Here is a 21,498-nt window from a genome sequence, read left to right as displayed (position 1 = left end):
TCCTACAGACGGCCGTGAAAAGCCGCGTCGAAAATCTCGGCCGCGCCAGCCCGGGTCAATGGCAGCGGGTTGCCGCTGGCCGAGGGGTCGACAACCGCCATGTCCGCGATCAGGTCAGCCTGTCGATCATCCACCCCCAGTTCGAACAGCGTGTGCGGCACGCCGATGTCCTTGCGCAGTTTGAGCACGAACGCCAGGAAGCTGTCGAAACCCGGGGAGGGCAGGCGCAACCAGGCCGCCAGGCGCGTGATGCGCTCCTCGATGGCCGGGCGATTGAATTTCAGGACATAGGGCATCAAGGTGGCGTTGGTCATGCCGTGATGGGTGTCGTACAGCGCGCCTATCGGATGGGCGAGGGCGTGCATCCCGCCCAGGCCTTTCTGGAAGGCCGTGGCGCCCATCGCCGCTGCCGCGAGCATCTGCCCGCGCGCCTCGAGGTCGGAGGGCATGTGCACGGCCCGCACCAGGGCGTTGGCCACCAGGCGCATGCCTTCCACGGCGATGCCCTCGGCCATGGGATGAAAACCGGGGGCGCAGTAGGCCTCCAGGCAGTGCGAAAACGCATCCATGCCGGTACCGGCGGTGACCTTGGCCGGCATGCCGACGCTCAGGGCCGGATCGCTGATGACCACCCGCGGCATCATTTTCGGGTGAAAGATGATGCGTTTGGTGTGAGTGCCCTCGTCGATGATCACTGCCGCACGGCCCACTTCCGAGCCGGTACCCGCCGTCGTCGGCACCGCGATCACCGGGGCGATGCGGCTTTCGTCGGCCCGGGTCCAGTAGTCGCCGATGTCTTCGAAATCCCAGACCGGTCGCGTCTGGCCGCTCATGAAGGCGATGAGCTTGCCCATGTCCAGGCCGCTGCCACCGCCGAAGGCGACCACGCCATCGTGCTTGCCGGCGTGCCAGGCATCGAGCCCGCCGGCCAGGTTGGCTTCGACCGGGTTGGGCTTGAGGTCGCAAAACAGCGCCACACCAAGACCGGCGGCGCGCAGGGCATCCAGTGCGGCGGTGGTGATCGGGGCGCGGGCCAGGCCACTGTCGGTGACCAGCAACGGTCGCTCGATGCCCTGGCTGCGGCAGGTCTCGGCCAGTTCGGCAATGCGGCCGGTACCGAAGCGGATGCTGGTGGGGTAGTTCCAGTTCGCGGTCAGGCTCATGGCTCGCCTCTCAAGGTTCAAGACTCATGGTTCAAATCTCATGGCGCAAATGAAAGGACTTCGCCCGGGTCAGATGTTCATAGCCCAGGCGCGACAGCGTAACCCCGCGTCCGCTGTTCTTGACCCCGGTCCAGGCCAGGGCCGGGTCGAGGTAATCGCAGCGGTTCATGAACACCGTGCCGGTGTCGATCTGGTTGCCCAAGTGTTCGGCGGCGGCAAGGTGTTGGGTCCAGATGGACGCGCTGAGCCCGAACTCACTGTCGTTCATCAAAGCGATGGCTTCATCGTCGCTGGCCACCGGCATGATGCCGACCACCGGCCCGAAGCTTTCCTCGCGCATCACCGACATCTGATGGCTGACATCGACCAATACCTGAGGTGCGAGGTAAGCGCTGCCCGGGGCGTCGGCGGGAAAGGCACTTGGGTCGATCAGCGCCCGGGCGCCCTGTGTCAGGGCTTCGGCGATCTGATCGCGGACGAAATCAGCGGCGCCACGGGACACCATCGGCCCGAGCGTGGTGGCTTCGTCCAGCGGATTGCCCAGCACGTACTGGCGAGTCAAGGTAACGAATCGCTCGACAAAGGCCGGGTAGAGTTGTTCATCGACATAGATGCGTTCCACCGCGCAGCAGCTCTGCCCGGAATTGAAGAAGCTGCCGTCCACCAGGTTTTCCACCGCATGCTCAAGGTTGGCGTCGGCCCGGACATAGGCCGGGTCTTTGCCGCCAAGCTCCAGGCCCACCCCGACGAACTCTCCGATGGCCGCGTGTTCCATGCTCTTGCCACCTTCCACTGAACCTGTGAAGTTCACCTGCCGCACACGTCCAGAGGCAATGATCGCCCCGGTATAGACATGACTGAGCAGCAGGTTCTGGAACAGCCCATCGGGCAGATTGGCGCGGCGGAACGCCTCGGCAAACCGTTCGCCGACCAGCAGCGTTTGTGACGCGTGTTTGAGGATGACGCTGTTGCCGGCCATCAGCGCTGGAATGATGGTATTCACTGCCGTCAGATAGGGGTAATTCCAAGGGGCGACGACCAATACCGTACCCAGCGGCTCGCGCTTGATAAAACGCCGAAAGCCCGCGATGGGCGTGGGCTCGAGCGCTGCCAGCGCCTCGGGTGCAATGGCGATCATGTGCCGTGCACGCTCTTCGAACCCGCGCAATTCGCCTGCACCGAAGCGCACCGGGCGGCCCATCTGCCAGGCCAGTTCCGGCACGATGTCAGCCTGCATGGCCAACATGGCGTCCACTGCGGCGCTGCAGAAGGCGGCGCGTTCGCTCAGGGGCCGGCGTTTCCATGACGCCTGGGCCGCTTGCGCAGCGGCCAGAGCCTGGTCGATCTGCCCGGCATCGGCGCAGCGGCGTTCGGCATAGACCCGGCCATCGACCGGCGAGATGAGCTGAATCGTTGAGGTCATGATCTTCTCTAAAAAGGCTGCTCAGTAGCGCTCGAAACCGCGCTGCAATTCCCAGTCGGTAATCCGCCGGTCGTACTCCTTCTGCTCCCATTCGGCGGTATGCACGTAGTGGTCGATCACGTCATCACCGAACGCCTCGCGCAACATGCTCGACGTCTGGAGCGCGGCACAGGCCTCGCGCAGGGTCTTGGACACTTCCGGCAGGTGCTCGTCGACATAGGCATCGCCTTCAAACGGTGGCGCGAGTTCAAGCTTCTCGTCGATTCCGGCCAGGCCGGCGGCAATCAACGCAGCGAACGCCAGGTACGGGTTGAGGTCGGCGCCGCCGATGCGACATTCGATGCGAATCGCCTTGCTGTCCTCGGCGCACAAGCGAAAGCCCGCGGTGCGATTGTCCCGGCTCCAGACCGCCCGGGTCGGGGCAAACGTGCCGGCCTGGAACCGCTTGTAGGAGTTGATGTAGGGCGCGAGGAAGCAGGTGATGTCGTTGGCGTACTTGAGCTGCCCGGCGACCCAGGCACGCATCAGCTTGGACATGCCGAACTCGGCCTTGGCGTCGAAGAACAGCGACTTCTTGCCATTTTTGTCCCACAGCGAATTGTGGATGTGGCTGCTGGAACCGGCGGCGTCATAGCGCCACTTGGCCATGAAGGTAATCGCCTTGCCCTGCAGCTGCGCGATCTCCTTGCAGGCGTGCTTGATGATGACGTGGTGGTCGGCCATGGTCAGCGCATCGGCATAACGGATGTTGATCTCTTCCTGGCCTGGGCCCCATTCACCCTTGGAGTTTTCCACGGGAATGCCCGAGGCCTGCAGATGTTTGCGAATCGCCCGCAGCACCGGTTCCTCGCGGGTGGTCTGCAGGATGTTGTAATCCTCGATGTAATGGCCGGCGGTCTTGGGCTTATGGTAGTTGCGGTTGTGGATGGCCTCGTAGCTCTCATCGAACAGATAGAACTCCAGCTCCGAGGCGAACATACCGGTATAACCCCGCTGGCGCAGGCGCTCGATCTGCTTTTTCAGGATGGCCCGGGGGCTGTGGGGCAAGTCCTGCCGATGGTGATGATCGAGCACATCGCAGAGCACCAGTGCCGTGCACTCCAGCCACGGCACCCGGCGCAACGTGGCCATGTCCGGCTTGAGCACAAAGTCGCCATAGCCTTTGCTCCAGCTGGCGGCGGCGTAACCCGGCACTGGCTCCATGTCGATGTCGTCGGCCAGCAGGTAATTGCAGCAGTGGGTTTCTTCGTGGCCGCTGTCGATGAAAAACTCGACCTGGAAGCGCTTGCCGACCAGGCGGCCCTGCATATCGACCATGCACACCAGCACGGTATCGATTTCGCCGGCAGCCGCGGCACGCTTGAGTTGGTCGAAACTGAGGAGGGGCTCGGTCATCACGTCAGTCCTGCGTGAAGGGGTTGGACCTTTCTGAATAGCTGTTGCAGACGCTCTCCAGAAAAACCAAAACCTGCAGACGCGAGCATCGTGGGCAATGAGCTGTTCTTAGCTTAGCTTACTGTTGGAATGCGCAAGTTTCGTCAATCGACGCCGGTCAAATCGGGCCGGGCACAGCCTCGCGAGGATACAGAGATGGGCAAGAAAAGAGAGCACAACACCTACCGACAACTGAAAAAGCAGTACCCGGATTACCTGGCCGCCGTGCAGGCCCTGGGCACGGCGGTGCGGCATGCCGGCCCACTGGACGATGCGGTGGTCCAGCTGATCCAGCTCGGCGCCGCGGCAGCCATCCGCTCCGAAGGCGCCGTGCACAGTCATGCCAGGCGGGCACTGGAAGCGGGCGCGACGCCAGAGCAGATCCGGCACGCATTGATCGCGCTGACGAGCACCATCGGCTTTCCTACCGTCGTGGCGGCCATCAGCTGGGCGGAGGATGTGCTGGAGCAATGAACGGGTGACACGGGAGGCTGCACGCTGGCGACTGACCTGCGGGGGCATCGAATTGACGCCCCCCACCGGTCAGATAATGTAGGAGCTTTCTCTTTTTGCTCAGGTGTGGTGTGCGGCCGCAGGCTGCTTGTTAGGCTTTGATTCTTACTCAAAGGAATCAATCCTGTGTCCGACGAACGAAAGAACAACGGGTTCAAAGACAACAACTCTTACGATCCTCGTGCATTTTCCCGCGCAGGCGTGTGCCCGCCGGCCAGATCGAATGATCGAAGCATGTGCACCAAGCCAAAGCCCCCGCCGCAGTACACCTTCGAAAATCCGCCTCCTCGCCATCAGTACAGCCCGGAGCCCGTGCCCCTCGCGGGCCCAGGTTTCTACGTCGTGCCTTACAGCATGAATGCCAAGGAGATGTTCGACACCCTGTTTGAGGATATTCCAAACAGTGCCTTGCTGAAATTTAGCGACCTCAATCCGGACCTGGATGGCTTCATCAAGGCCGGCACCCTGATCATTCTCAGCGACCTGCGGGTGAGCTGACGGGAGAAAACATCTATGAAAAACACGTCCATGACTGGAGATGATTTCTGGAAGTCATGGTGCGCAATTATTCTTATTGGCGGCCCCATCATGATGGGATGGGTCTTCATTGCCCACAGCCTCTATGTTAGCCGTCATCTTCCCATCATGCTGAAAGCATCAGAAAACAGCAGGATTCCCACGCCGAGCATGGGAATGATCAGGTGGGTCAATCCTGCGGATCGACGTTATCCAGTGCCCGATTCACCGCCAGTTCGGCCAGCATGATGACCTGCTGAATGCCCAGCATCGTGTTGCGCTGCGACCCTTCCAGAAATCCCGCGAAATCACTCGCCATTACACTCGCCGAGGCCAGGGATTCACAGGCGTGGGCCAACAGGGTTTCGGTGCCGATGCCGGGGGCGATGACGAACATCGTGCTGGGTTTGTGGGGTGGGATGGCGTTTTTAAGAGTTCGGTGAGTGTGCTGAGGGTCGCTGGCACGGTTGGCCGATTCGCTTGTGTCTGTTGATTCGGGAGGGCTGGGAGTTGATCTGATCACGATGAAGCTCCTTGATTGATGGAGCGACCACGGTTCGCTGCGAAACGAAAGGTGGCAGCTGTACGCAGGTTCGCAGACCGGGAATCAAGGAACCCGGCAGACCCGAAGGTCTCCCGCGCACAGCCGCCATAACGCACTGCAGTAGACGAACAAAGCGCCACTGAATGGAAACGGTGGCGCTGAGCGCCTTGATTGACCCGAGCTGCGAAACCCGATCGCTGATTTTCAACGACCCGCAGACGATATAAGCCAGCCCCAAGGCGCACAAGCCGGCGGATTCTGTCTTAGGCGTAGGCATCGACGCAAGACGATGTAGCCTCCTGCCTACAACTCAGACAATTCCTACAGTCGCCTTTAGCCTGATAGTCCCCACGGTCTGGCCTGCGCCCCAAAAAGTTGGACGATGCGATCACATGCTGTAGGAGTCGGCTGGATCCGGATAATTACAGATGCCACATAAACTTGGCACTGCGCTGTTTGGCCCTGAACTACAAAGCAAGTGGAATTTGTCGCACAGGGCTGTCGATGGGTAGGAATGTAGGAACTTTCTCTTTTTGTTAAGGGGGGCGGTCACATGCCGCTAAACGGATAAAGCGAAAAATACGGGCGAGCTTCATCAATGACCCGCTTGAATGATGGCCGTTGAGTCAGCCTGTCGAAATAGGCGCTCAAATGGCTGCAGTCCTCGGGAAACGGCTGCAGGGTGCTGGCATAGAACAGTGCCGGGGCCGCGGCGCAATCGGCCAGGCAACCCTCTTGCAGGGTTACGAGCGGTCATGGCTCCTGGCGCGGCTACCCAAGGCGACGGCCAGTGCCGTGACCATCAGCCCCAGCGCAACGGCGAAGGTGATCCGCATGCCGCTGGCAACCGCCTCGGGAGGCGCTTCGGTGATCGCGGCCGCCGCCGACGCCAGCGCAAACACCGCGCCCAAGGCGCTGGCCCCGGTGATGAGCCCCAGATTGCGCGAGAGGTTGAGCAGGCCCGAGATGACGCCCCGTTGCTCCGGTGATACATCGGCCATGATCGCGGTGTTGTTGGCGGTCTGGAACAGCGCGTAGCCGAGGGTGACGATCACCATGGGCGCGACGTAGCCGCCGATGCCGAGCGTCCGGGGCAACACCGCCAGTGCGAGGCAACCGGCCGCCATCGCGATGAGCCCGGCGAGGGTCATGCGTTGCGCGCCAAAACGGTCGGCGATGCGGCCCGCGGGCACCCCCGTCAGCGCCACCACAATCGGACCGATCGACAGCACCAGCCCGACCCTGACGGCATCCAGTCCGAGTGCCTGCGAGAGGTAGAAGGGGCCGACCACCAGCGTCGCCATCATCACCGTCGCCACACATGTGCTCATGGCGAGGCTGGCGCTGAGCAGCGGGTCGCGCAACAGCGACAACCTGATCAAGGGTGAGCCGACTCGGGACTGGGTGAAGACGAAGAGGGCGCCGCCAGCACCCGCCGCCAACAGCAAAGCCAGGTTCAGGTAACCGAAGCTGCCACGTCCGAGTGTCATGGCCAGGGTGTAAGCCCCAAGCGTTAGCGCCAGCAGGAGTGTGCCCAGCGAGTCGAAGCGGGCGCGCCCGGATCTGTCTTTTTGACGATCGGCCGGCAAGTAGCGCAGCGCGAGCCACCCCGTCAGCAGACCCAGCGGCACGGTGATCAGGAAGATCGCCCGCCAGCCGAAACCGGCGATCAGCATGCCGCCCAGGGACGGCCCCATCGCGGTGCCAATCGCCGACATTGTCCCCAGCAACCCCATGGCGCTGCCGGTTTTTTCCTTGGCCACCGTCTCGCCGACGAAGGCCATGGTCAATGCCATCATGATCGCCGCGCCGAGACCCTGCAGCGCCCGGGCACCCATCAGCAGCCACAGCGTCGGTGCCAGGGCGCACAAGGCCGAGGCCAGGGTGAACAGGCCGATGCCGCCCAGCAGCAGGCGTCGACGACCGATGAGGTCGCCGAGCCGGCCGACGCTGACGATCAGGGTGGTGATCGCCAGCAGATAAGCGAGGACGACCCATTGCACCTGCTGGAAAGAGGCGTCGAATACGGCGGCCAGGGTCGGCAGGCCGACATTGGCGATGCTGGTGCCCAGCGAGGACAGCAACATTGAAAGCGCCAGGCTGGTCAATGCCCAGCGCACTGAAGCAGTGGGTTGCAGGGTGTCTGCTATCGCACTGGTTGGCTTCATCTCGCCCCTCCTTTGTGAAGTCGCTCCCGAAGCGGAGCTGTTAGAAAGGTACGCTCGGGCCTAACATGGCGGAAGGCGCAGCAGTTGCAGTTGATAAGTGCATCCGACGCCATGTCATCACCTCTGCGGGGCCATCCATGTCCACTCCCGATCTAAACCTGTTGGTCACCCTTGATGTGCTGCTCGCCGAAGGCAGTGTCGCCCGCGCCGCCAGGCGCTTGGGGCTGAGCCCGTCAGCGATGAGTCGGGCGCTGGCGCGCTTGCGCGAAACCACCGGCGATCCGCTGCTGGTCAGGGCCGGACGAGGGCTGGTGGCGACACCCCGGGCGCTGGAACTGCGCGAGCGGGTCAGTCAGCTGGTGCAGGACGCAGAAGCGGTGCTGCGGCCGGCCGAGCAGCCGGACCTCGCGCAACTCAACCGCACCTTCACCCTGCGCAGCAGTGAAGGCTTCGTCGAGAATTTCGGCGCGGCACTCATTGCGCGCATGGCCGGGCAAGCGCCCGGGGTACGGTTGCGCTTCATGCACAAAGCGGATAAAGACAGCACGTCATTGCGCGATGGGACCGTCGATCTGGAAACAGGCGTGGTGGGGAAGGCTGCGGGTCCGGAGTTGCGTACGCAGGGATTGTTTCGCGACCGTTTGATCGGCGTCGTGCGCCGGGGGCACCCTTTGAGTCAAGGCGAAATGACGCCCGCCCGGTATGCGGCGGGCAGCCACATCGGCGTTTCCCGGCGAGGGCTCGAAAGGGGGCCGATCGATGAGGCCCTGGCGCCACTGGAACTGCAGCGACAGATAGTGACCATCGTTGCAGGCTTCTCCACCGCACTGGCATTGGCCCGGGCCACCGACTTCATCGCCAGTGTTCCTGAGCGGCATACCGCCAGCTTGCGCGAAGGGATGCACAGCTTTGCATTACCCTTCGCGGTGCCGACATTCACCGTGGCAATGCTGTGGCACCCACGACTGGACAGCGATCACGCTCACAGATGGTTACGCAGTTGTGTTCGCGAGATATGCGTGAAGTAAGAAATACGTGATCAAGTTGATATCATGTATATATATTCATCTGTGTTAAAGTGGTGTAACGCTTGTGGCGATGTTTAGTATGTATGGAAATAACGGCGCGTCATTTTGATATAACACTATTTTGAATTTATGAATCAGGCGGGGGTATTGGGTTGATCGCGTAATGTGAAACTTTCTCTTTTACAGTTATGGGTTCGTATGGCGTATTGCTCTCGATGCTGGTCAATGATTAGAGGCTCTAGTGGTTGTTGATCAATAGCGTTCAAGTTTGATAACTGTATGAAACCAATAAAATATTTTCCCGCGCGAATTTAATTTGCGGGCTTGCCTCTGTGCCAGGCTGAAGCCTGGCTTTGCGCGTTCGTCGAATCATGGGAATAAACAACGCAATAACAGATGCATTTTCTCCGCGCAATGCTAGTGTTGCTTATCTTGCTGTTTAACCATGTGCCTATCGATCGGTCGAGGCGAGCGTCATGCCGACTCCACACCCCCGGATTGCGATACTCGGTAACAGGGTTTCAGACTTGAACCTTGTGCAGCTTGAACACTTCACCGATCTCGGCGGCCTGCTGGCGGTGGCCGTGTTTGATGTACTACTGCTGGACATGCCTGGGGCCTATGCCGGACGGGTGCTGAGCAAGTTACGTACGCTGCCCTCGTATCGCTACCGACTGATTTACTGTTGCCGCGATCAGGACAGCTGGTGCGAAGCCCTGGGTGACGGCGCCTGTCCTGTAGAAGCCAGCGAAATAACAGCCCGCTGGGAGGTTTGGCAGGAGCGTTTCAGCTTGCTCAGGCAGGGACCGGCACCGGAGCGCTTTGAAAGTCGGGTGCTCGCCTGGCTATGGTTGCGCGATCACGCCCAGGTGTGTGCCCTGCGGGATCCGGAAGTGCCCCAACACTATCGCTACCCATTGCTCGAAGCCCTGGCTGACAGCGAGCAGATCAATTCATTCGCCTGGCTCGCCTTGATGGTGCAGCAGGATTGGCTGGAGGAGGGGGTTCTGGTCGATCGCGTCCGCCTGTGCCCGGACTGTGGTTCGGGTCGGCTCAACTTCATTGACGTGTGTACCGAATGCCAGGCCCTGGACATCGCGCGCCAGCCGTCCTTGCACTGTTTCACCTGCGGGCATGTCGGCGCGCAGGAGTCTTTTCTCAAGGACGGGGTGTTGCTCTGCCCCAACTGCCTGAACCGCTTGCGCCATATCGGCAGTGATTATGATCGGCCGATGGAGAACTATCGCTGCCGCTCGTGCCATGCATTTTTCGTCGATGCCGAGGTGCAGGCGCGTTGCCTGGACTGCGGCTTGTCCCACACTCCTGACCAGTTACGCGCCCGGGAAGTCAGGGATTTTCGCCTGGCCGAGGCGGGTCGCTTCCGTTGTCGCCAGGAATTCAGCGATCATTCGGGCCGGCACTTTGGTCGGCTCAGTCTGCTCGGCGGCAAGGACTTCTATGATCTGTTGAGCTGGCAGATCCTGCTCGCGCGGCGCTACCCACCGCCGGCTTTTTCCCTGATCGGCCTGCGCTTCGTCAACCTGCCCGGGACTTTGTCCCTGCTTGGGGAGCACCGCGGACATGCCTTCATCGATAGCCTGGCGGACCGGTTAAAGGAGTCCGTACGGGAAACCGATCGGTGTTCGCGCAGCACCGAGGAATTCTTCTGGATCATGCTCCCGCATACCGATGCCAAGGGGCTGGAGTGCGTAAAACAACGCCTGAACCGGGTAGCCGAGCTGTTTTCCGCGCCGGAAGTCAGCGACATTTCCCTGCGCGTCATCACCCTCACCGCACCCCAGGACCTGCTCGACCAGGAAAATGGCGAACTGTTGCTGGCCCGTCTTGCCAGTGAGCTGGAGTAAGGGGCATGGGCCCCTTACTGGAGCAGCTCTACTACGCACTCGGCGAACTCGCGGGGCCGGACGGCTTGAGCCGTTTGTTCTTCATGCTGTTTCCCTTGTTCCTGATCTTTGAATTGCCCATGACGATCATGGTGCTGCTGGGGGTATTGCGCTGGTTTGCCCGGCGGCGCACCAGTGTGCCGATGATCAGTACGTACCGCCCCAGGGTTTCTTGCATCATCACCTGCTACAGCGAGGGGATGGACGTGCAGACCACCCTGTTGAGCCTGTGCGAGCAGACCTACCCGGGCCACATCGAAATGATTCCGGTGGTGGACGGGGCCACGATGAACCAGGCGACGCTCAACGCCGTGCGCCGTTTCCACGTGGATCCACAGCTGTACCCCAAGCGTCATCTACGCCCGATCGCCAAGTGGCAGCGGGGCGGGCGCGTGTCGTCCTTGAACGCCGGGCTGTCGCTGGCCAGCGGTGAAATCGTCATGGCGCTCGACGGTGATACCTCCTTCGACAACAACATGGTCAGCGCCATCGTGCGCCATTTCGAAGACCCCTCGGTGCCGGCGGTCGCCGGTAGCCTGCGCGTACGCAACGTCTGGGCCTCCTGGGTCACGGCGATGCAGGCGCTGGAATACCTGTTGTCGATCCATTTGTCGAAAATCGGCCTGGGCGAATGGAACCTGGTCAACAACGTCTCGGGGGCTTTCGGCGCCTTCCGCCGCAATTTCCTGATCAACATCGGCGGCTGGAACACCCACACCGCCGAAGACCTGGACCTGACTTTGCGCATCAAAAGTTACTTCAAGCGCCACAACCTGCGGATCCCCTTCGAGCCGGAAGCGATCGGCCATACCGACGCACCGGTCACCCTGCGCCAGTTCCTGATGCAGCGGCTGCGCTGGGATGGCGACCTGTTTTTCCTGTATGTCAGAAAGCATAACCACAGCATCGACCCCAAGTTACTGGGCTGGCCGAGCTTTTTGATGATCCTGGTCAGCGGCTTCTTTTTTCAGTTGGTGCTGCCGTTCATCATCTTCAGCTACACCTTGCTCGCGTTGTTCATCCTGCCTGGCAGGACGCTGCTGTTCCTGTTCTTACTGATCTATCTGCTGTACCTGCTGATCACCGCGCTGATGTTCGGCGCCATGATGTTGCTGGTGTCGGACCGGCCGCGACAGGACCTGACCCTGGGGATGCTGGTGCCGGTCTTTCCGCTGTTCATGCTCTTCATGCGCTGCTGGAGCGCCGTGGCCATGCTCAACGAGATGTTTCGTCGCGGCCATGAAGAAAGCTCGATGGCGCCCTGGTGGGTGCTTAAACGAGCCACGAGGTTTTGATATGCGCTCGCTGCTGTTGGTGCTGACGCTGACCCTGTCGCCGGCGATGCTCGCACTGCCGCTGGCACATCAGGCGCCAGGCGCGGACAAGTGGTCCCAGGCCAGCTATGTCTGGGACAGCGAAGCGCTGCTCGATCCCGGCCAGCGCCAGGCGGAGCTTGAAGCACTGCGCAACGCCGGGATGGACAAGATCTACCTGGGCCTCAAGGCCGCACAGATCGATGACCTGGTCGCCACCCGCCGACAGCTCGAACAGTTGCTGCAGGAAGCGGCCAGCAAGCAGTTGCAAGTGAGCCTGTTGCTCGGCGATCCGGCCTGGATAGAGCCGCAGGGACGCCATCAGCTCACCGATTTATTGAGCAAGCTCAAAGGACTTTCCTTCGCCAGCCTGCACCTGGATCTGGAAGTCGAGCAGTTGGGCGTGCCAGTGCCGGATCAGCACTTGAAGAACTGGCTCGATACCTTGCGTGCGGCTGCCAAGGCGAGCCCATGGCCGGTGGAGATTTCCAGTCATCATCGCTGGTTCACCGAGACCCGGCCCGGAGGAACCTGTGTGCCCTGCGCGCTTCCCAAGGTGGGCGTGCATCGCGTCAGCCTGATGATCTACACCCGCAATCCGCACAACAGCGCGCGCAAGGCCGAGCAGATCGCCGGGCGCTGGCCCGGCTTGCAATTTCGCCTGGCACAAAGCACGGAGCCACAACTGGATGCCACGGAATCCTGGGCCGGCGCGTCGACCGAACAGCTGCAACGTCAGACCAGCGCCTGGCGCGAACAACTGCAACCACGGGGAATTGCCGGCATCGACTGGCAAGCCTGGCGAGACTTTCCAAAACGGTGAGCCGTCATGAAAATCCGATTTGACAGTCGCAAAGAACTGCACCCGACCCAGGAACAGGGATTGACCGTGCTCTACGCGCCGAGCAAACGCGCGGCGTTTCGTGTGCGCTGGTATCTGATCCTGTTTCTGGTGGCCAGTCCCTTGATCTGGCTGGGCGGCAAACTGGCTTACAGCATGTTGATGATCGACGCGCCGGCGCAACTGCGCCTGCAGATTCTCGAAGTGCGCGCGCGGGAAGCCGGCCGGGTCGAGCAACTGTTTGTCATGGCCGGCGATCAGGTGCGGGTCGATCAGCCATTGGTTCATCTGGACAATCCGGAATGGCGTGCCCGGCTGTCGCAACTGGCGGCGATGCCCAAGGACACGACGCGCGCCGCCAGCACCCAACTGGAGGCCAGAGAGCGCCAATTGCTCAGGACCCGGGTGGGCAGGGCGGAACAACGGGTGCAGACCCTGCAAGAGTTGGTGTATCGCGGCGCGGTCTCCCGTGGTGAAGTGCTGGCGGCCGAGTCCGAACTCGATGCGTTCCGCGCCGACCTGCTGGCGTTGGAGCGCCGCGAGCAACTGGCGCGCCAGTCACCCTTGAGCGTCGAGCGCGAAATCATTCAACAGAACGCCGAGCAGCAATGGTTGAAAACGCGCCTCGCGGCGTTGTCGATCAATGCCGCCCAGAGCGGTCGGGTGGCCGAAGTATTGGTCAATCCCGGCGAAAACGTCGGTGCCGGGACCTTGCTGATGCGCATCGAGCGGCTGGAGGAGCCGCTGTTGTGGATCTATCTGGAACCGCTGAACATCAGCTACGCCGCGATTGGCCAGCCGCTGCGCGTACGCATGCCCGACGGCGAATGGCTGACGGCCCATGTGGTCCAGTCCGTGGACAGCGCCGGGCGTACGCCGACGGTGTTGCGCGGGCCGTTCGCGGCCAGCGAAATGGGCTTGCAGGTCGCCGCCCGGTTCGATCGACCGCTGTCGCTGCGCTGGCGCATCGATCAACTGCCGTTGAATGTGCGCTTTCCTACCGACTGGCAGCAGATGTTCAGTGACAGCCGTGAACTCTTCGAGGATCTGGCCGACTTCATCGCCATGGATCGAACAACCACCGACGGCGGGGGAAGTGAAGCAGTCATGGCTGGGGATGGGCCTGGGCGCCCATCCGGTCTCAAAAGGTGAATGAGCGGGACGAATGCTGCGCCAGTTCGGCGTCCAGCAGATGCTCGACCAGCACGTCATTCAGGAAGCGGAACTGATCGTTGAGCCCGACCACTTCATTGTTGAAGTGATGCGTGGCGGCCGGCATCAGCAAGGCCTCGAAGTCCTGGTCGAACACCAGCGACAGCTCTTTGCGCGAGACGACTTGCTGGGCGTAATAGTTGTTGCCGAACACCGGAAAACTCACGGCCAGGGCGACGGAGTGGATCATGACGTGCGCTCCTCGGACAGGACGTACCAGGAAAAAATGCTCAGGGTGACGGCGGTCAGGGCCAGGCAGGTCAGGAGATGGATAATCATGGTGTGCCCCTCCGGTTCGGGGTTGGGTGTTGAGGTTGATCCTACGCTGACGGGTTTTTTGCGGAAGGCATTCGTGGCGATGGTGGATATCGATGGCAGTGATGATCGGGTTTTTGCGGCGTTCGTGAGTGCCTCATCGCGAGCAAGCTCGCTCCCACAGGGGGGTATGTCGTTCACGAAACAGTGTCACACCGCAGAACACTGTGGGAGCGAGCTTGCTCGCGATGGAGCCCTGAGCCTCGGCCACAACATCCAGACGAATGGCCAACCGCCGCCACCTATACTCAAATCAGAAGGCTTCCAACCCCCAAGCATCCTGTTCGGGGAAGACTGTAGGACACCAAGATCTTGAACCTGCGTTCGCTGATCGTCGCCGTGCTGGTGGTGTTGGCGGGGTGCGTCACGCCTGCGCGTGCCCCGGTGCCAGCCCCGCCGGTAGTGGTATCCCAGAGCACCTGGCAACAGGTGGACCGGGAGATTGTCGCGGCGTCGCAATCGGCCACCGAACAGGCGAAAATCTACTCGCGCGGTGCCATGGATTACTGGCGGACCCGGGTCTATCAACTGACCGAAGAGAACTTCATCCCCTGGTTCAGCAGTTACTGGACCCAGGAATGGCTATCGGTGAAGGTCAGTTGGTACAGCCTCAGCGCCAAGGGCGAGCAGGATGCCTCGGTCAAGCGCCTGGCGGCCTACCTGCTGGAGGAATACCAGCAGCGGGTGCTGGCGCCGGTCGCGGTGGAGATCGATCCCGACCAGATTCTCAGCCTGGCTATGGCGTTCTACGTGGACATACTCCAGGAAGAGCTACAGCGCATTTCCCAGCGTCACGGGGTGCCGATGGCCCAGCTCAATGGCCGTATCCAGAAGATCCCGGCCATCGCCTTGGGACCGCCCCCGGCACGGAACGCTTCGCTTTACCAGGTGGTGCATACCCAGCCGCTGAATACCTTGCCGGCGTATGCAGCGCTGATCGACAAGATCCACAAGGCGGGCGGCGACAAGGGGGTGGAAAATACCGATACCGCCATGGCGCCGGTAGCCAGGCGCGCCAGCAAACGGATCGAAGCCGAAATGGCCCCGCGCGGGGCCGCCAGTGCCGTGGCCGCGGCGGCGGGGAAACTGGCCGGGGCCTTGATTTCCGTAGGGGTGGCAGGCGTCCGGGCGATCATTCAGGCCAACGATCGGCCTGACAGCGAGGCGCTGATTCGCAGCAGCCTGGGCAATACGTTCGACAAGGCCTGGGTGAAGCTGGTGCAAAACCCGACGACCGGCGTGATGGCGGGGACGCTGTACATGGCGGCGCAGATCGAAGGCAACCTGGCGAGCAGCGCCGAAGTACCGTCGGTCAGCCCGGGCAACGGATCGGTCGATTGGACCGCGACTCAATCGACTAACCGGCAGATCGCCCCATGACCCAAGGAGAACCACCATGTCCTACGTAGATGGTTTTGTGATTGCCGTACCCACCGCCAACCGCGAGCAATTCAAGAAACACGCCGAATCCGCCGCCGCCGTGTTCATCGAGAACGGGGCGCTCAGCCTTGCCGAGTGCTGGGGCGACGATGTGCCTGATGGCAAGGTGACGTCATTTCCCATGGCGGTGAAACTCAAGGACGACGAAACCGTGGTGTTTTCCTGGATCGTCTGGCCCGACAAGGCCACCCGGGACAAGGGCATGGAGAAACTCATGGCCGATCCGCGGCTGCAGCCCGACGTCAATCCGATGCCGTTCGATGGCCAGCGCATGATCTTCGGCGGTTTCGACATGCTCGTGAAGGCTTGATACCACGGCAGGATCACTCCGGCGTCGGGGTGATCCTGCAACTCTTGCGTTGACGAATCTCGCTGTCCGACGGCCGCTTCCTGACAAACTCGAAGCGCGGCTCACCTTCGTTGTAATGGACCAGCCAGCCCCATTCCAGCTCGGACTCGTCCTGACCGGGTTTCGGCGGCACGGCCCACCATGGCTCCTTGCTGATAATTTCTCGCATGGCCCCCTCCAGTTGAATCGTGTGCATGAACTATAACTTGGATGTCAGGAGGTGCCACGCATGAGCGACGAATCCCACGAGCCGTTGAAACGACTGTTTTTTGCCCTGGACTGCGCGCCTGCCCAGCGCAAGGCGATTGCCCAGTGGCGTGGTGACCTGCAGCTCAGGAGCGGACGCCCGGTGCCGGCGGAAAACTTTCACCTGACGCTGATGTTTCTGGGTGCGGTCGGCGTGGCGCGGATTGCCGAAATCTGTACGGCCGCCGCGAAGGTCCGAAAACCGGGCATGCCTGTGCGGGTTGTGCTGGATCGTCTGGAGGTCTGGCGCAGGGCTGGGGTTCTGGTGCTGGCACCCGATCAGGCACCGCCGGAGTTGCTGCGCCTGGTTTACTCGCTGGAACAGGCGATGTTGCCGTTCAGGATGGAAGATGCCCCGAAGGAGTTTCGCCCGCACCTGACCTTGATGCGCGACTATCGAATGCCGGTGCCTGAATCCGGGACGCCACCCGAGTTCTTTTTGCGGGCGGAATACTTCACCTTGTTCGAATCCCATAAAGGGCGTTATCGGGCATTGGCGCAATGGCTGCTGGGTCCATCGTAGCCACAACAAAAAAAGGCGCCCGAGGGCGCCAAACTTCACCTGAACCGAGGAAGCCAGGTGAGGCCGTTCGTCAGAGAGGAGGGCAGCGGTGGTAAGGCGCTGCGTGAACGGAAAACGTTGAGCAATGCAAAATTTTTTATGTCTGGCCCACCCTTGTAGGCGCGAGCGGGCGGCGATCCGACTTGCCCGCGATGGCAATGTCAGATACAGCAACGATGCCAAGTGAATTACTGACCGAGCTTCACCCGCGTCCACCCCCGGGTCATCACCCGCTGCACGCCAATCGGCATGTCCGGAATCGCATACAAGGTCGCCATCACCGCCTGCGACGGATACGACCCCGGATCATCGCGGATCGCCTCATCCACCAAGGGCGTCGCCGCCGCGTTGGCATTGCTGTAGCCGATGTTGTTGGTGATCTCGGCGATGATGTCCGGGCGCATCAGGAAGTTCATGAACAGGTAGGCGTTTTCCACGTTCGCCGCATCCCGCGGGATGGCGACCATGTCGTAGAAACTGCCGGCGCCTTCCTTGGGAATGCTGTAGTCGATCTTCACGGTATCGCCGGCTTCCTGCGCGCGAGCTTTGGCTTGCAACACGTCGCCGGAGTAACCGACGGCAACGCAGATGTTGCCGTTGGCCAGGTCCGAGATGTACTTCGACGAATGGAAGTAAGCCACCGATGGCCGGATCTTCATGAACAGCGCTTCAGCTTCGGCGATCTGCGCCTTGTCCCGGGAATCGACCGGGTAGCCCAGGTAGTGCAGGGCGGCCGGGAGCATCTCGGTCGGCGAATCGAGGAAGCTGATACCGCACGCCTTCAATTTTTCCGCGTTTTCCGGTTTGAACAGCAAATCCCAGGAGTTGGTCGGCGCGTTACTGCCGAGCACTTGCCTGACCTTGTCCGGGTTGAAGCCGATGCCGATCGAACCCCACATGTACGGGAAGGCGTGAGCGTTGTCCGGGTCGCTGGCCGATGCATTCTTCAACAGGATCGGGTTGAGGTTTTTCCAGTTCGACAGCTTGGACTTGTCCAGTTCCTGGTAGACCCCGGCCTTGATCTGCTTGGCCAGGAAACTGTTGGACGGCACGACGATGTCGTAGCCGGATTTGCCGGCCAACAGCCGTGCTTCCAGGGTTTCGTTACTGTCGAACACATCGTAGGTCACGCTGATCCCGGTCTCGTCTTCAAACTTCTTGACGGTGTCCGGGGCGATGTAATCCGACCAGTTGTAGACGCGCAGTACCTTGTCATTGGCCTGGGCGCCGGTAGCGATTGCGCCCAATAAGGACAGTGTCAGCAGAGTCCTGCCAAACATTTTCATCGGTACAACTCCATTTCTCTTTTATTCAAAAAATCACACACGCCCCCTGTAGGAGCGAGCTTGCTCGCGATGGACGTTAACGATGACGCGGGCTGCCTGGAAGTACGCGGCGCCCTGGAGTCCATCGTCGGAACGCCGCCCGGAGCAAGCTCGCTCCTACAGGTGAGGGCGGGTGGCATCAGGCCGTCGCTTGCGGCATTGGTTTAATCGGTTGCTGCCAGGATTCGCTGGCGGTCTGATCCATCGCTTCCTGGATCGCCCGTTTGCGAGTGGCTTCTGCACGGCGGCTGAAATACCAGACCATGAAGGTCACGATCGACACCGCCAGCAAAATCAGGCTGGCCACGGCGTTGATCTCGGGTTTAACCCCCAGGCGCACCGCAGAGAACACTTCCATCGGCAAGGTCGTAGAGCCCGGACCCGAGACGAAACTCGCCAACACCAGGTCATCCAGCGACAGGGCAAACGACATCATGCCGCCGGCCGCCAGTGACGGGGCGATCATCGGGATGGTGATCAGGAAAAACACCTTGAACGGCTTCGCCCCGAGGTCCATGGCCGCTTCTTCGATGGACAGGTCCAGCTCGCGAAGGCGGGCGGAAACTACCACCGCCACATAAGCGGCACAAAACGTGGTGTGGGCGATCCAGATGGTGACGATGCCACGCTCCATCGGCCAGCCGATCAATTGCGCCATGGCCACGAACAGCAGCAACAGCGACAGACCGGTGATCACTTCCGGCATCACCAGCGGCGCTGTCACCAGGCCACCGAACAAGGTGCGACCCTTGAAACGCGTCACTCGAGTCAGCACAAACGCCGCCAGGGTCCCCAGCGCCACCGCGGCAATCGCGGTGTAGCAGGCGATTTCCAGCGAGCGCAGCACCGAGCCCATCAGTTGCGAATTGTCGAGCAGGCCGGCGTACCACTTGAACGACCAGCCGCCCCATACGGTTACCAGTTTCGAGGCGTTGAACGAGTAGATCACCAGGATCAACATCGGCAGGTAGATAAACGACAGGCCGAAAATCAGCATGAACTTTGAAAATCCGAAGCGTTTCATCCCCGACCCTCCATCTCTTTGGCCTGGCTACGGTTGAACAACAGGATCGGCACAATCAGGATCAACAGCATCACCACTGCCAGGGCGGACGCCACCGGCCAGTCGCGGTTGTTGAAGAACTCCTGCCACAGCACACGACCGATCATCAGGGTCTCGGGACCGCCCAACAGTTCCGGAATCACGAACTCGCCCACCACCGGAATGAACACCAGCATGCAACCGGCAATGATGCCGTTCCTGGCCAGCGGCACGGTGATTTTCCAGAAGTTGTTGAAGTTGCTCGAGCCCAGGTCCGACGCGGCTTCCAGCAGGCTTTGATCATGCTTGACCAGGTTGGCGTACAGCGGCAGCACCATGAACGGCAAGTACGCGTAAACAACCCCTATATAGACCGCGGTGTTGGTGTTGAGGATCTCGATCGGGTGGTCGGTCAGCCCGGTCCACATCAGGAAGCCGTTGAGCAAACCGTTGTTGCTGAGAATGCCCATCCAGGCATAGACCCGGATCAGGATCGCAGTCCAGGTCGGCATCATGATCAGCAGCAGCAGAACGTTCTGGGTTTCCTTGTTGGCCTTGGTGATCGCGTAGGCCATCGGGAAGCCGAGCACCAGGCACATCAGCGTGCTGAAAAACGCCACCTTCAACGAGCCGAAGTAAGCCGAGATGTACAGCTCATCCTGGGTCAACAGCGAGTAGTTGCCGAGGTTCAGCAGCAGCTCGAATTTCTGCTCGGCGAAGGTGTAGATCTCGGAGTAGGGAGGAATGGCCAATGCCGCTTCCGAGAAGCTGATCTTCATCACCAGGAAGAACGGCAGCAGGAAAAACAGGCACAGCCACAGGAACGGAATCCCGATGACAAGCTTTCGACCACTCGGCATCAGCCGCATAAATTGCTGATTGAGTGTGTTCATGAGCGCAGTACCACGCCGCTGTCGTCTTCCCACCACACGTAGACCTTGTCGTCCCAGGTCGGACGCGCACCGCGGCGCTCGGCGTTGGCCATGAACGACTGCACGACCTTGCCCCCGGGCAGCTCGACGTAAAACACCGAGTGGCCCCCGAGGTAAGCGATGTCATGCACCTTGCCCTGGGACCAGTTGTAGCGGGTATCGGGTTGGGTGGTGCTGACCAGCAGTTTTTCCGGGCGAATGGCGTAGGTAATCGACTTGTCCTGCACCGAGGTGCTGACGCCGTGACCGACGTAGATCTTCTGCTCCAAATCCTTGCTGTGAATGATCGCGTGACCTTCCAGGTCTTCCACGACCGTGCCATCGAAGGCGTTCACGTTGCCGATGAACTCGCAGACCATGCGGCTGACCGGCGCTTCATAGATGTCGACCGGGCTGCCGATCTGCGCGATCCAGCCCAGGTGCATGATCGCGATGCGCTGGGCCATGGTCATGGCCTCTTCCTGATCGTGGGTCACCATCACGCAGGTCACGCCGACCCGCTCGATGATCTCGACCAATTCGAGCTGCATCTGCGAGCGCAGCTTTTTATCCAGCGCGCCCATGGGTTCGTCGAGCAGCAGCAGCTTCGGCCGCTTGGCCAGGGAGCGGGCCAGGGCCACACGCTGACGCTGACCGCCGGACAACTGATGGGGTTTGCGCTTGGCGTACTGGGTCATGTGCACCAGGCGCAGCATTTCTTCGACGCGGGCATCGATTTCGCTGGTGGGCAAACGGTCCTGCTTCAAGCCGAAGGCAATGTTCTGCGCCACCGTCATGTGCGGGAACAGCGCGTAGGACTGGAACATCATATTGATCGGCCGTTCGTACGGCGGCATGTCGGTGATGTCGACTCCGTCGAGCAGAATCCGTCCTTCGGTCGGGCGCTCGAAGCCGGCGAGCATGCGCAGCAGCGTCGATTTACCCGAGCCGGAACCGCCGAGCAGGGCGAAGATTTCCCCTTGATGAATCTCAAGCGAGACATCGTCCACCGCGGTGGTTTCGTCGAATTTCTTGGTGACGCGGTCGATTTTCACCAGCACCTTTTTCGGTGCATGGTGACCTTCAAGAGCCTTCCTGTAGACGCTGGAGGCGTTTGCCATGTGAAACTCCCAACAGGTTTCAGTCGTCGGGCCAACGCGGCCTGACTTAAGAGTGGATTGCAAGCCCGGGCCGGGCGATGCCAACGCGACCCCTGTAGGAGCGAGGCTTGCCCGCGAAGACGGTGTAT

21 protein-coding genes and 1 pseudogene are annotated in these 21,498 nt (G+C 61.2%); 10 read left to right on the top strand and 12 right to left on the bottom strand.

Annotation, left to right across the window (positions count from 1 at the left end):
- Positions 1–2 precede the first annotated feature (2 nt).
- From PMA3_RS16630 to PMA3_RS16620, 3 genes are read right to left on the bottom strand one after another with little or no spacing between them, the layout of a single operon-like run.
- The gene (locus PMA3_RS16630) at positions 3–1,163 is read right to left on the bottom strand and encodes an iron-containing alcohol dehydrogenase (RefSeq protein WP_064678193.1); all 1,161 of its coding nucleotides are present in this window, start codon (positions 1,161–1,163) and stop codon (positions 3–5) included.
- Between the two features lie 31 nt (positions 1,164–1,194).
- Positions 1,195–2,586, bottom strand: coding sequence for an aldehyde dehydrogenase family protein (locus PMA3_RS16625; RefSeq protein WP_064678192.1), 1,392 nt, complete (start codon positions 2,584–2,586; stop codon positions 1,195–1,197).
- Between the two features lie 21 nt (positions 2,587–2,607).
- Positions 2,608–3,981, bottom strand: coding sequence for a glutamine synthetase family protein (locus tag PMA3_RS16620; RefSeq protein WP_064678191.1), 1,374 nt, complete (start codon positions 3,979–3,981; stop codon positions 2,608–2,610).
- A 195-nt stretch (positions 3,982–4,176) separates the two neighbouring features.
- Between PMA3_RS16620 and PMA3_RS16615 the strand changes: the two genes are divergently transcribed.
- Both PMA3_RS16615 and PMA3_RS16610 read left to right on the top strand, forming a co-directional pair.
- On the top strand, positions 4,177–4,494 hold the full coding sequence (locus PMA3_RS16615) for a carboxymuconolactone decarboxylase family protein (RefSeq protein ID WP_064678190.1): 318 nt from the start codon (positions 4,177–4,179) through the stop codon (positions 4,492–4,494).
- A gap of 273 nt (positions 4,495–4,767) precedes the next feature.
- Complete coding sequence (locus PMA3_RS16610) at positions 4,768–5,031, top strand: hypothetical protein (RefSeq protein ID WP_064678189.1); 264 nt, start codon at positions 4,768–4,770, stop codon at positions 5,029–5,031.
- Between the two features lie 208 nt (positions 5,032–5,239).
- Here PMA3_RS16610 and PMA3_RS16605 read toward each other — a convergent pair whose 3' ends face one another.
- The 3 genes and pseudogenes from PMA3_RS16605 to PMA3_RS16600 form a co-directional block, all read right to left on the bottom strand.
- Positions 5,240–5,572 carry a DUF6124 family protein gene (locus PMA3_RS16605; RefSeq protein WP_064678188.1) on the bottom strand — a complete coding sequence of 111 codons (333 nt, stop codon included), beginning with the start codon at positions 5,570–5,572 and terminating at the stop codon, positions 5,240–5,242.
- A 570-nt stretch (positions 5,573–6,142) separates the two neighbouring features.
- Positions 6,143–6,319: pseudogene (locus PMA3_RS30865) on the bottom strand (glutathione binding-like protein); the annotation flags it as partial.
- Between the two features lie 17 nt (positions 6,320–6,336).
- A complete protein-coding gene (locus PMA3_RS16600) occupies positions 6,337–7,761 on the bottom strand; it encodes an MFS transporter (RefSeq protein WP_064678187.1) in 1,425 nt (474 codons plus the stop codon).
- A gap of 137 nt (positions 7,762–7,898) precedes the next feature.
- On the opposite strand from PMA3_RS16600, the gene PMA3_RS16595 reads away from it, so the two are divergent.
- The 5 genes from PMA3_RS16595 (at position 7,899) to PMA3_RS16575 (ending at position 13,999) form a co-directional block, all read left to right on the top strand.
- Positions 7,899–8,789, top strand: a complete 891-nt coding sequence (locus PMA3_RS16595) for a LysR family transcriptional regulator (protein ID WP_064678186.1) — start codon at positions 7,899–7,901, stop codon at positions 8,787–8,789.
- A 536-nt stretch (positions 8,790–9,325) separates the two neighbouring features.
- Positions 9,326–10,654 (top strand): TackOD1 domain-containing metal-binding protein, encoded by a 1,329-nt coding sequence (locus tag PMA3_RS16590; RefSeq protein WP_476748391.1) that lies wholly within the window; start codon positions 9,326–9,328, stop codon positions 10,652–10,654.
- Between the two features lie 5 nt (positions 10,655–10,659).
- The gene (locus tag PMA3_RS16585) at positions 10,660–11,988 is read left to right on the top strand and encodes a glycosyltransferase family 2 protein (protein WP_064678184.1); all 1,329 of its coding nucleotides are present in this window, start codon (positions 10,660–10,662) and stop codon (positions 11,986–11,988) included.
- A 1-nt stretch (position 11,989) separates the two neighbouring features.
- Complete coding sequence (locus tag PMA3_RS16580; protein WP_064678183.1) at positions 11,990–12,829, top strand: hypothetical protein; 840 nt, start codon at positions 11,990–11,992, stop codon at positions 12,827–12,829.
- A gap of 6 nt (positions 12,830–12,835) precedes the next feature.
- Positions 12,836–13,999: an HlyD family secretion protein gene (locus PMA3_RS16575; RefSeq protein ID WP_064678182.1), complete on the top strand. Its 1,164-nt coding sequence runs from the start codon at positions 12,836–12,838 to the stop codon at positions 13,997–13,999.
- Here the strand turns inward: PMA3_RS16575 and PMA3_RS16570 are convergent.
- Positions 13,989–14,249 (bottom strand): hypothetical protein, encoded by a 261-nt coding sequence (locus PMA3_RS16570; protein WP_064678181.1) that lies wholly within the window; start codon positions 14,247–14,249, stop codon positions 13,989–13,991. The genes PMA3_RS16575 and PMA3_RS16570 overlap by 11 nt on opposite strands.
- Positions 14,250–14,686: 437 nt before the next feature.
- On the opposite strand from PMA3_RS16570, the gene PMA3_RS16560 reads away from it, so the two are divergent.
- Positions 14,687–15,754 (top strand): hypothetical protein, encoded by a 1,068-nt coding sequence (locus tag PMA3_RS16560; protein ID WP_064678179.1) that lies wholly within the window; start codon positions 14,687–14,689, stop codon positions 15,752–15,754.
- 16 nt (positions 15,755–15,770) lie between these two features.
- On the top strand, positions 15,771–16,124 hold the full coding sequence (locus PMA3_RS16555; protein ID WP_064678178.1) for a DUF1428 domain-containing protein: 354 nt from the start codon (positions 15,771–15,773) through the stop codon (positions 16,122–16,124).
- A 13-nt stretch (positions 16,125–16,137) separates the two neighbouring features.
- On the opposite strand, the gene PMA3_RS16550 is transcribed toward PMA3_RS16555, so the two are convergent.
- Entirely contained in the window at positions 16,138–16,332 is a 195-nt protein-coding gene (locus PMA3_RS16550) for a hypothetical protein (RefSeq protein WP_064678177.1), read from the bottom strand.
- 60 nt (positions 16,333–16,392) lie between these two features.
- Here PMA3_RS16550 and thpR point away from each other — a divergent pair, with 60 nt between their 5' ends.
- Positions 16,393–16,932 (top strand): RNA 2',3'-cyclic phosphodiesterase, encoded by a 540-nt coding sequence (gene thpR, locus PMA3_RS16545; RefSeq protein WP_064678176.1) that lies wholly within the window; start codon positions 16,393–16,395, stop codon positions 16,930–16,932.
- A 227-nt stretch (positions 16,933–17,159) separates the two neighbouring features.
- On the opposite strand, the gene PMA3_RS16540 is transcribed toward thpR, so the two are convergent.
- The 4 genes from PMA3_RS16540 to potA all read right to left on the bottom strand — a co-directional run bounded on the left by PMA3_RS16540 (position 17,160) and on the right by potA (position 21,370).
- Positions 17,160–18,257 (bottom strand): polyamine ABC transporter substrate-binding protein, encoded by a 1,098-nt coding sequence (locus PMA3_RS16540; protein ID WP_064678175.1) that lies wholly within the window; start codon positions 18,255–18,257, stop codon positions 17,160–17,162.
- 178 nt (positions 18,258–18,435) lie between these two features.
- On the bottom strand, positions 18,436–19,320 hold the full coding sequence (locus PMA3_RS16535; RefSeq protein ID WP_064678174.1) for an ABC transporter permease subunit: 885 nt from the start codon (positions 19,318–19,320) through the stop codon (positions 18,436–18,438).
- On the bottom strand, positions 19,317–20,198 hold the full coding sequence (locus tag PMA3_RS16530) for an ABC transporter permease subunit (RefSeq protein WP_162493654.1): 882 nt from the start codon (positions 20,196–20,198) through the stop codon (positions 19,317–19,319). The genes PMA3_RS16535 and PMA3_RS16530 overlap by 4 nt, the downstream gene beginning before the upstream one ends.
- A 29-nt stretch (positions 20,199–20,227) precedes the next feature.
- Positions 20,228–21,370 (bottom strand): polyamine ABC transporter ATP-binding protein, encoded by a 1,143-nt coding sequence (gene potA / locus PMA3_RS16525; protein WP_064678172.1) that lies wholly within the window; start codon positions 21,368–21,370, stop codon positions 20,228–20,230.
- Positions 21,371–21,498 lie beyond the last annotated feature (128 nt).

Origin of the sequence: Pseudomonas silesiensis (assembly GCF_001661075.1) — a bacterium.
Lineage (GTDB): Bacteria > Pseudomonadota > Gammaproteobacteria > Pseudomonadales > Pseudomonadaceae > Aquipseudomonas > Aquipseudomonas silesiensis.
Note: the sequence above shows the minus strand (reverse complement) of the source record. Positions and strands in the feature narration are given on the sequence as shown.

Excerpts from the sequence above, each read along its gene's own strand:
- PMA3_RS16535 (WP_064678174.1), bottom strand. The coding sequence starts at position 19,320 with ATGAAACGCTTCGGATTTTCAAAGTTCATGCTGATTTTCGGCCTGTCG.
- PMA3_RS16625 (WP_064678192.1), bottom strand. The coding sequence starts at position 2,586 with ATGACCTCAACGATTCAGCTCATCTCGCCGGTCGATGGCCGGGTCTAT.
- thpR (WP_064678176.1), top strand. The coding sequence starts at position 16,393 with ATGAGCGACGAATCCCACGAGCCGTTGAAACGACTGTTTTTTGCCCTG.
- PMA3_RS16530 (WP_162493654.1), bottom strand. The coding sequence starts at position 20,198 with ATGCCGAGTGGTCGAAAGCTTGTCATCGGGATTCCGTTCCTGTGGCTG.
- PMA3_RS16630 (WP_064678193.1), bottom strand. The coding sequence starts at position 1,163 with ATGAGCCTGACCGCGAACTGGAACTACCCCACCAGCATCCGCTTCGGT.
- PMA3_RS16600 (WP_064678187.1), bottom strand. The coding sequence starts at position 7,761 with ATGAAGCCAACCAGTGCGATAGCAGACACCCTGCAACCCACTGCTTCA.
- PMA3_RS16620 (WP_064678191.1), bottom strand. The coding sequence starts at position 3,981 with ATGACCGAGCCCCTCCTCAGTTTCGACCAACTCAAGCGTGCCGCGGCT.
- PMA3_RS16555 (WP_064678178.1), top strand. The coding sequence starts at position 15,771 with ATGTCCTACGTAGATGGTTTTGTGATTGCCGTACCCACCGCCAACCGC.
- PMA3_RS16585 (WP_064678184.1), top strand. The coding sequence starts at position 10,660 with ATGGGCCCCTTACTGGAGCAGCTCTACTACGCACTCGGCGAACTCGCG.
- PMA3_RS16615 (WP_064678190.1), top strand. The coding sequence starts at position 4,177 with ATGGGCAAGAAAAGAGAGCACAACACCTACCGACAACTGAAAAAGCAG.
- PMA3_RS16570 (WP_064678181.1), bottom strand. The coding sequence starts at position 14,249 with ATGATCCACTCCGTCGCCCTGGCCGTGAGTTTTCCGGTGTTCGGCAAC.
- PMA3_RS16575 (WP_064678182.1), top strand. The coding sequence starts at position 12,836 with ATGAAAATCCGATTTGACAGTCGCAAAGAACTGCACCCGACCCAGGAA.
- PMA3_RS16550 (WP_064678177.1), bottom strand. The coding sequence starts at position 16,332 with ATGCGAGAAATTATCAGCAAGGAGCCATGGTGGGCCGTGCCGCCGAAA.
- PMA3_RS16540 (WP_064678175.1), bottom strand. The coding sequence starts at position 18,257 with ATGAAAATGTTTGGCAGGACTCTGCTGACACTGTCCTTATTGGGCGCA.
- PMA3_RS16580 (WP_064678183.1), top strand. The coding sequence starts at position 11,990 with ATGCGCTCGCTGCTGTTGGTGCTGACGCTGACCCTGTCGCCGGCGATG.
- PMA3_RS16610 (WP_064678189.1), top strand. The coding sequence starts at position 4,768 with ATGTGCACCAAGCCAAAGCCCCCGCCGCAGTACACCTTCGAAAATCCG.
- PMA3_RS16595 (WP_064678186.1), top strand. The coding sequence starts at position 7,899 with ATGTCCACTCCCGATCTAAACCTGTTGGTCACCCTTGATGTGCTGCTC.
- potA (WP_064678172.1), bottom strand. The coding sequence starts at position 21,370 with ATGGCAAACGCCTCCAGCGTCTACAGGAAGGCTCTTGAAGGTCACCAT.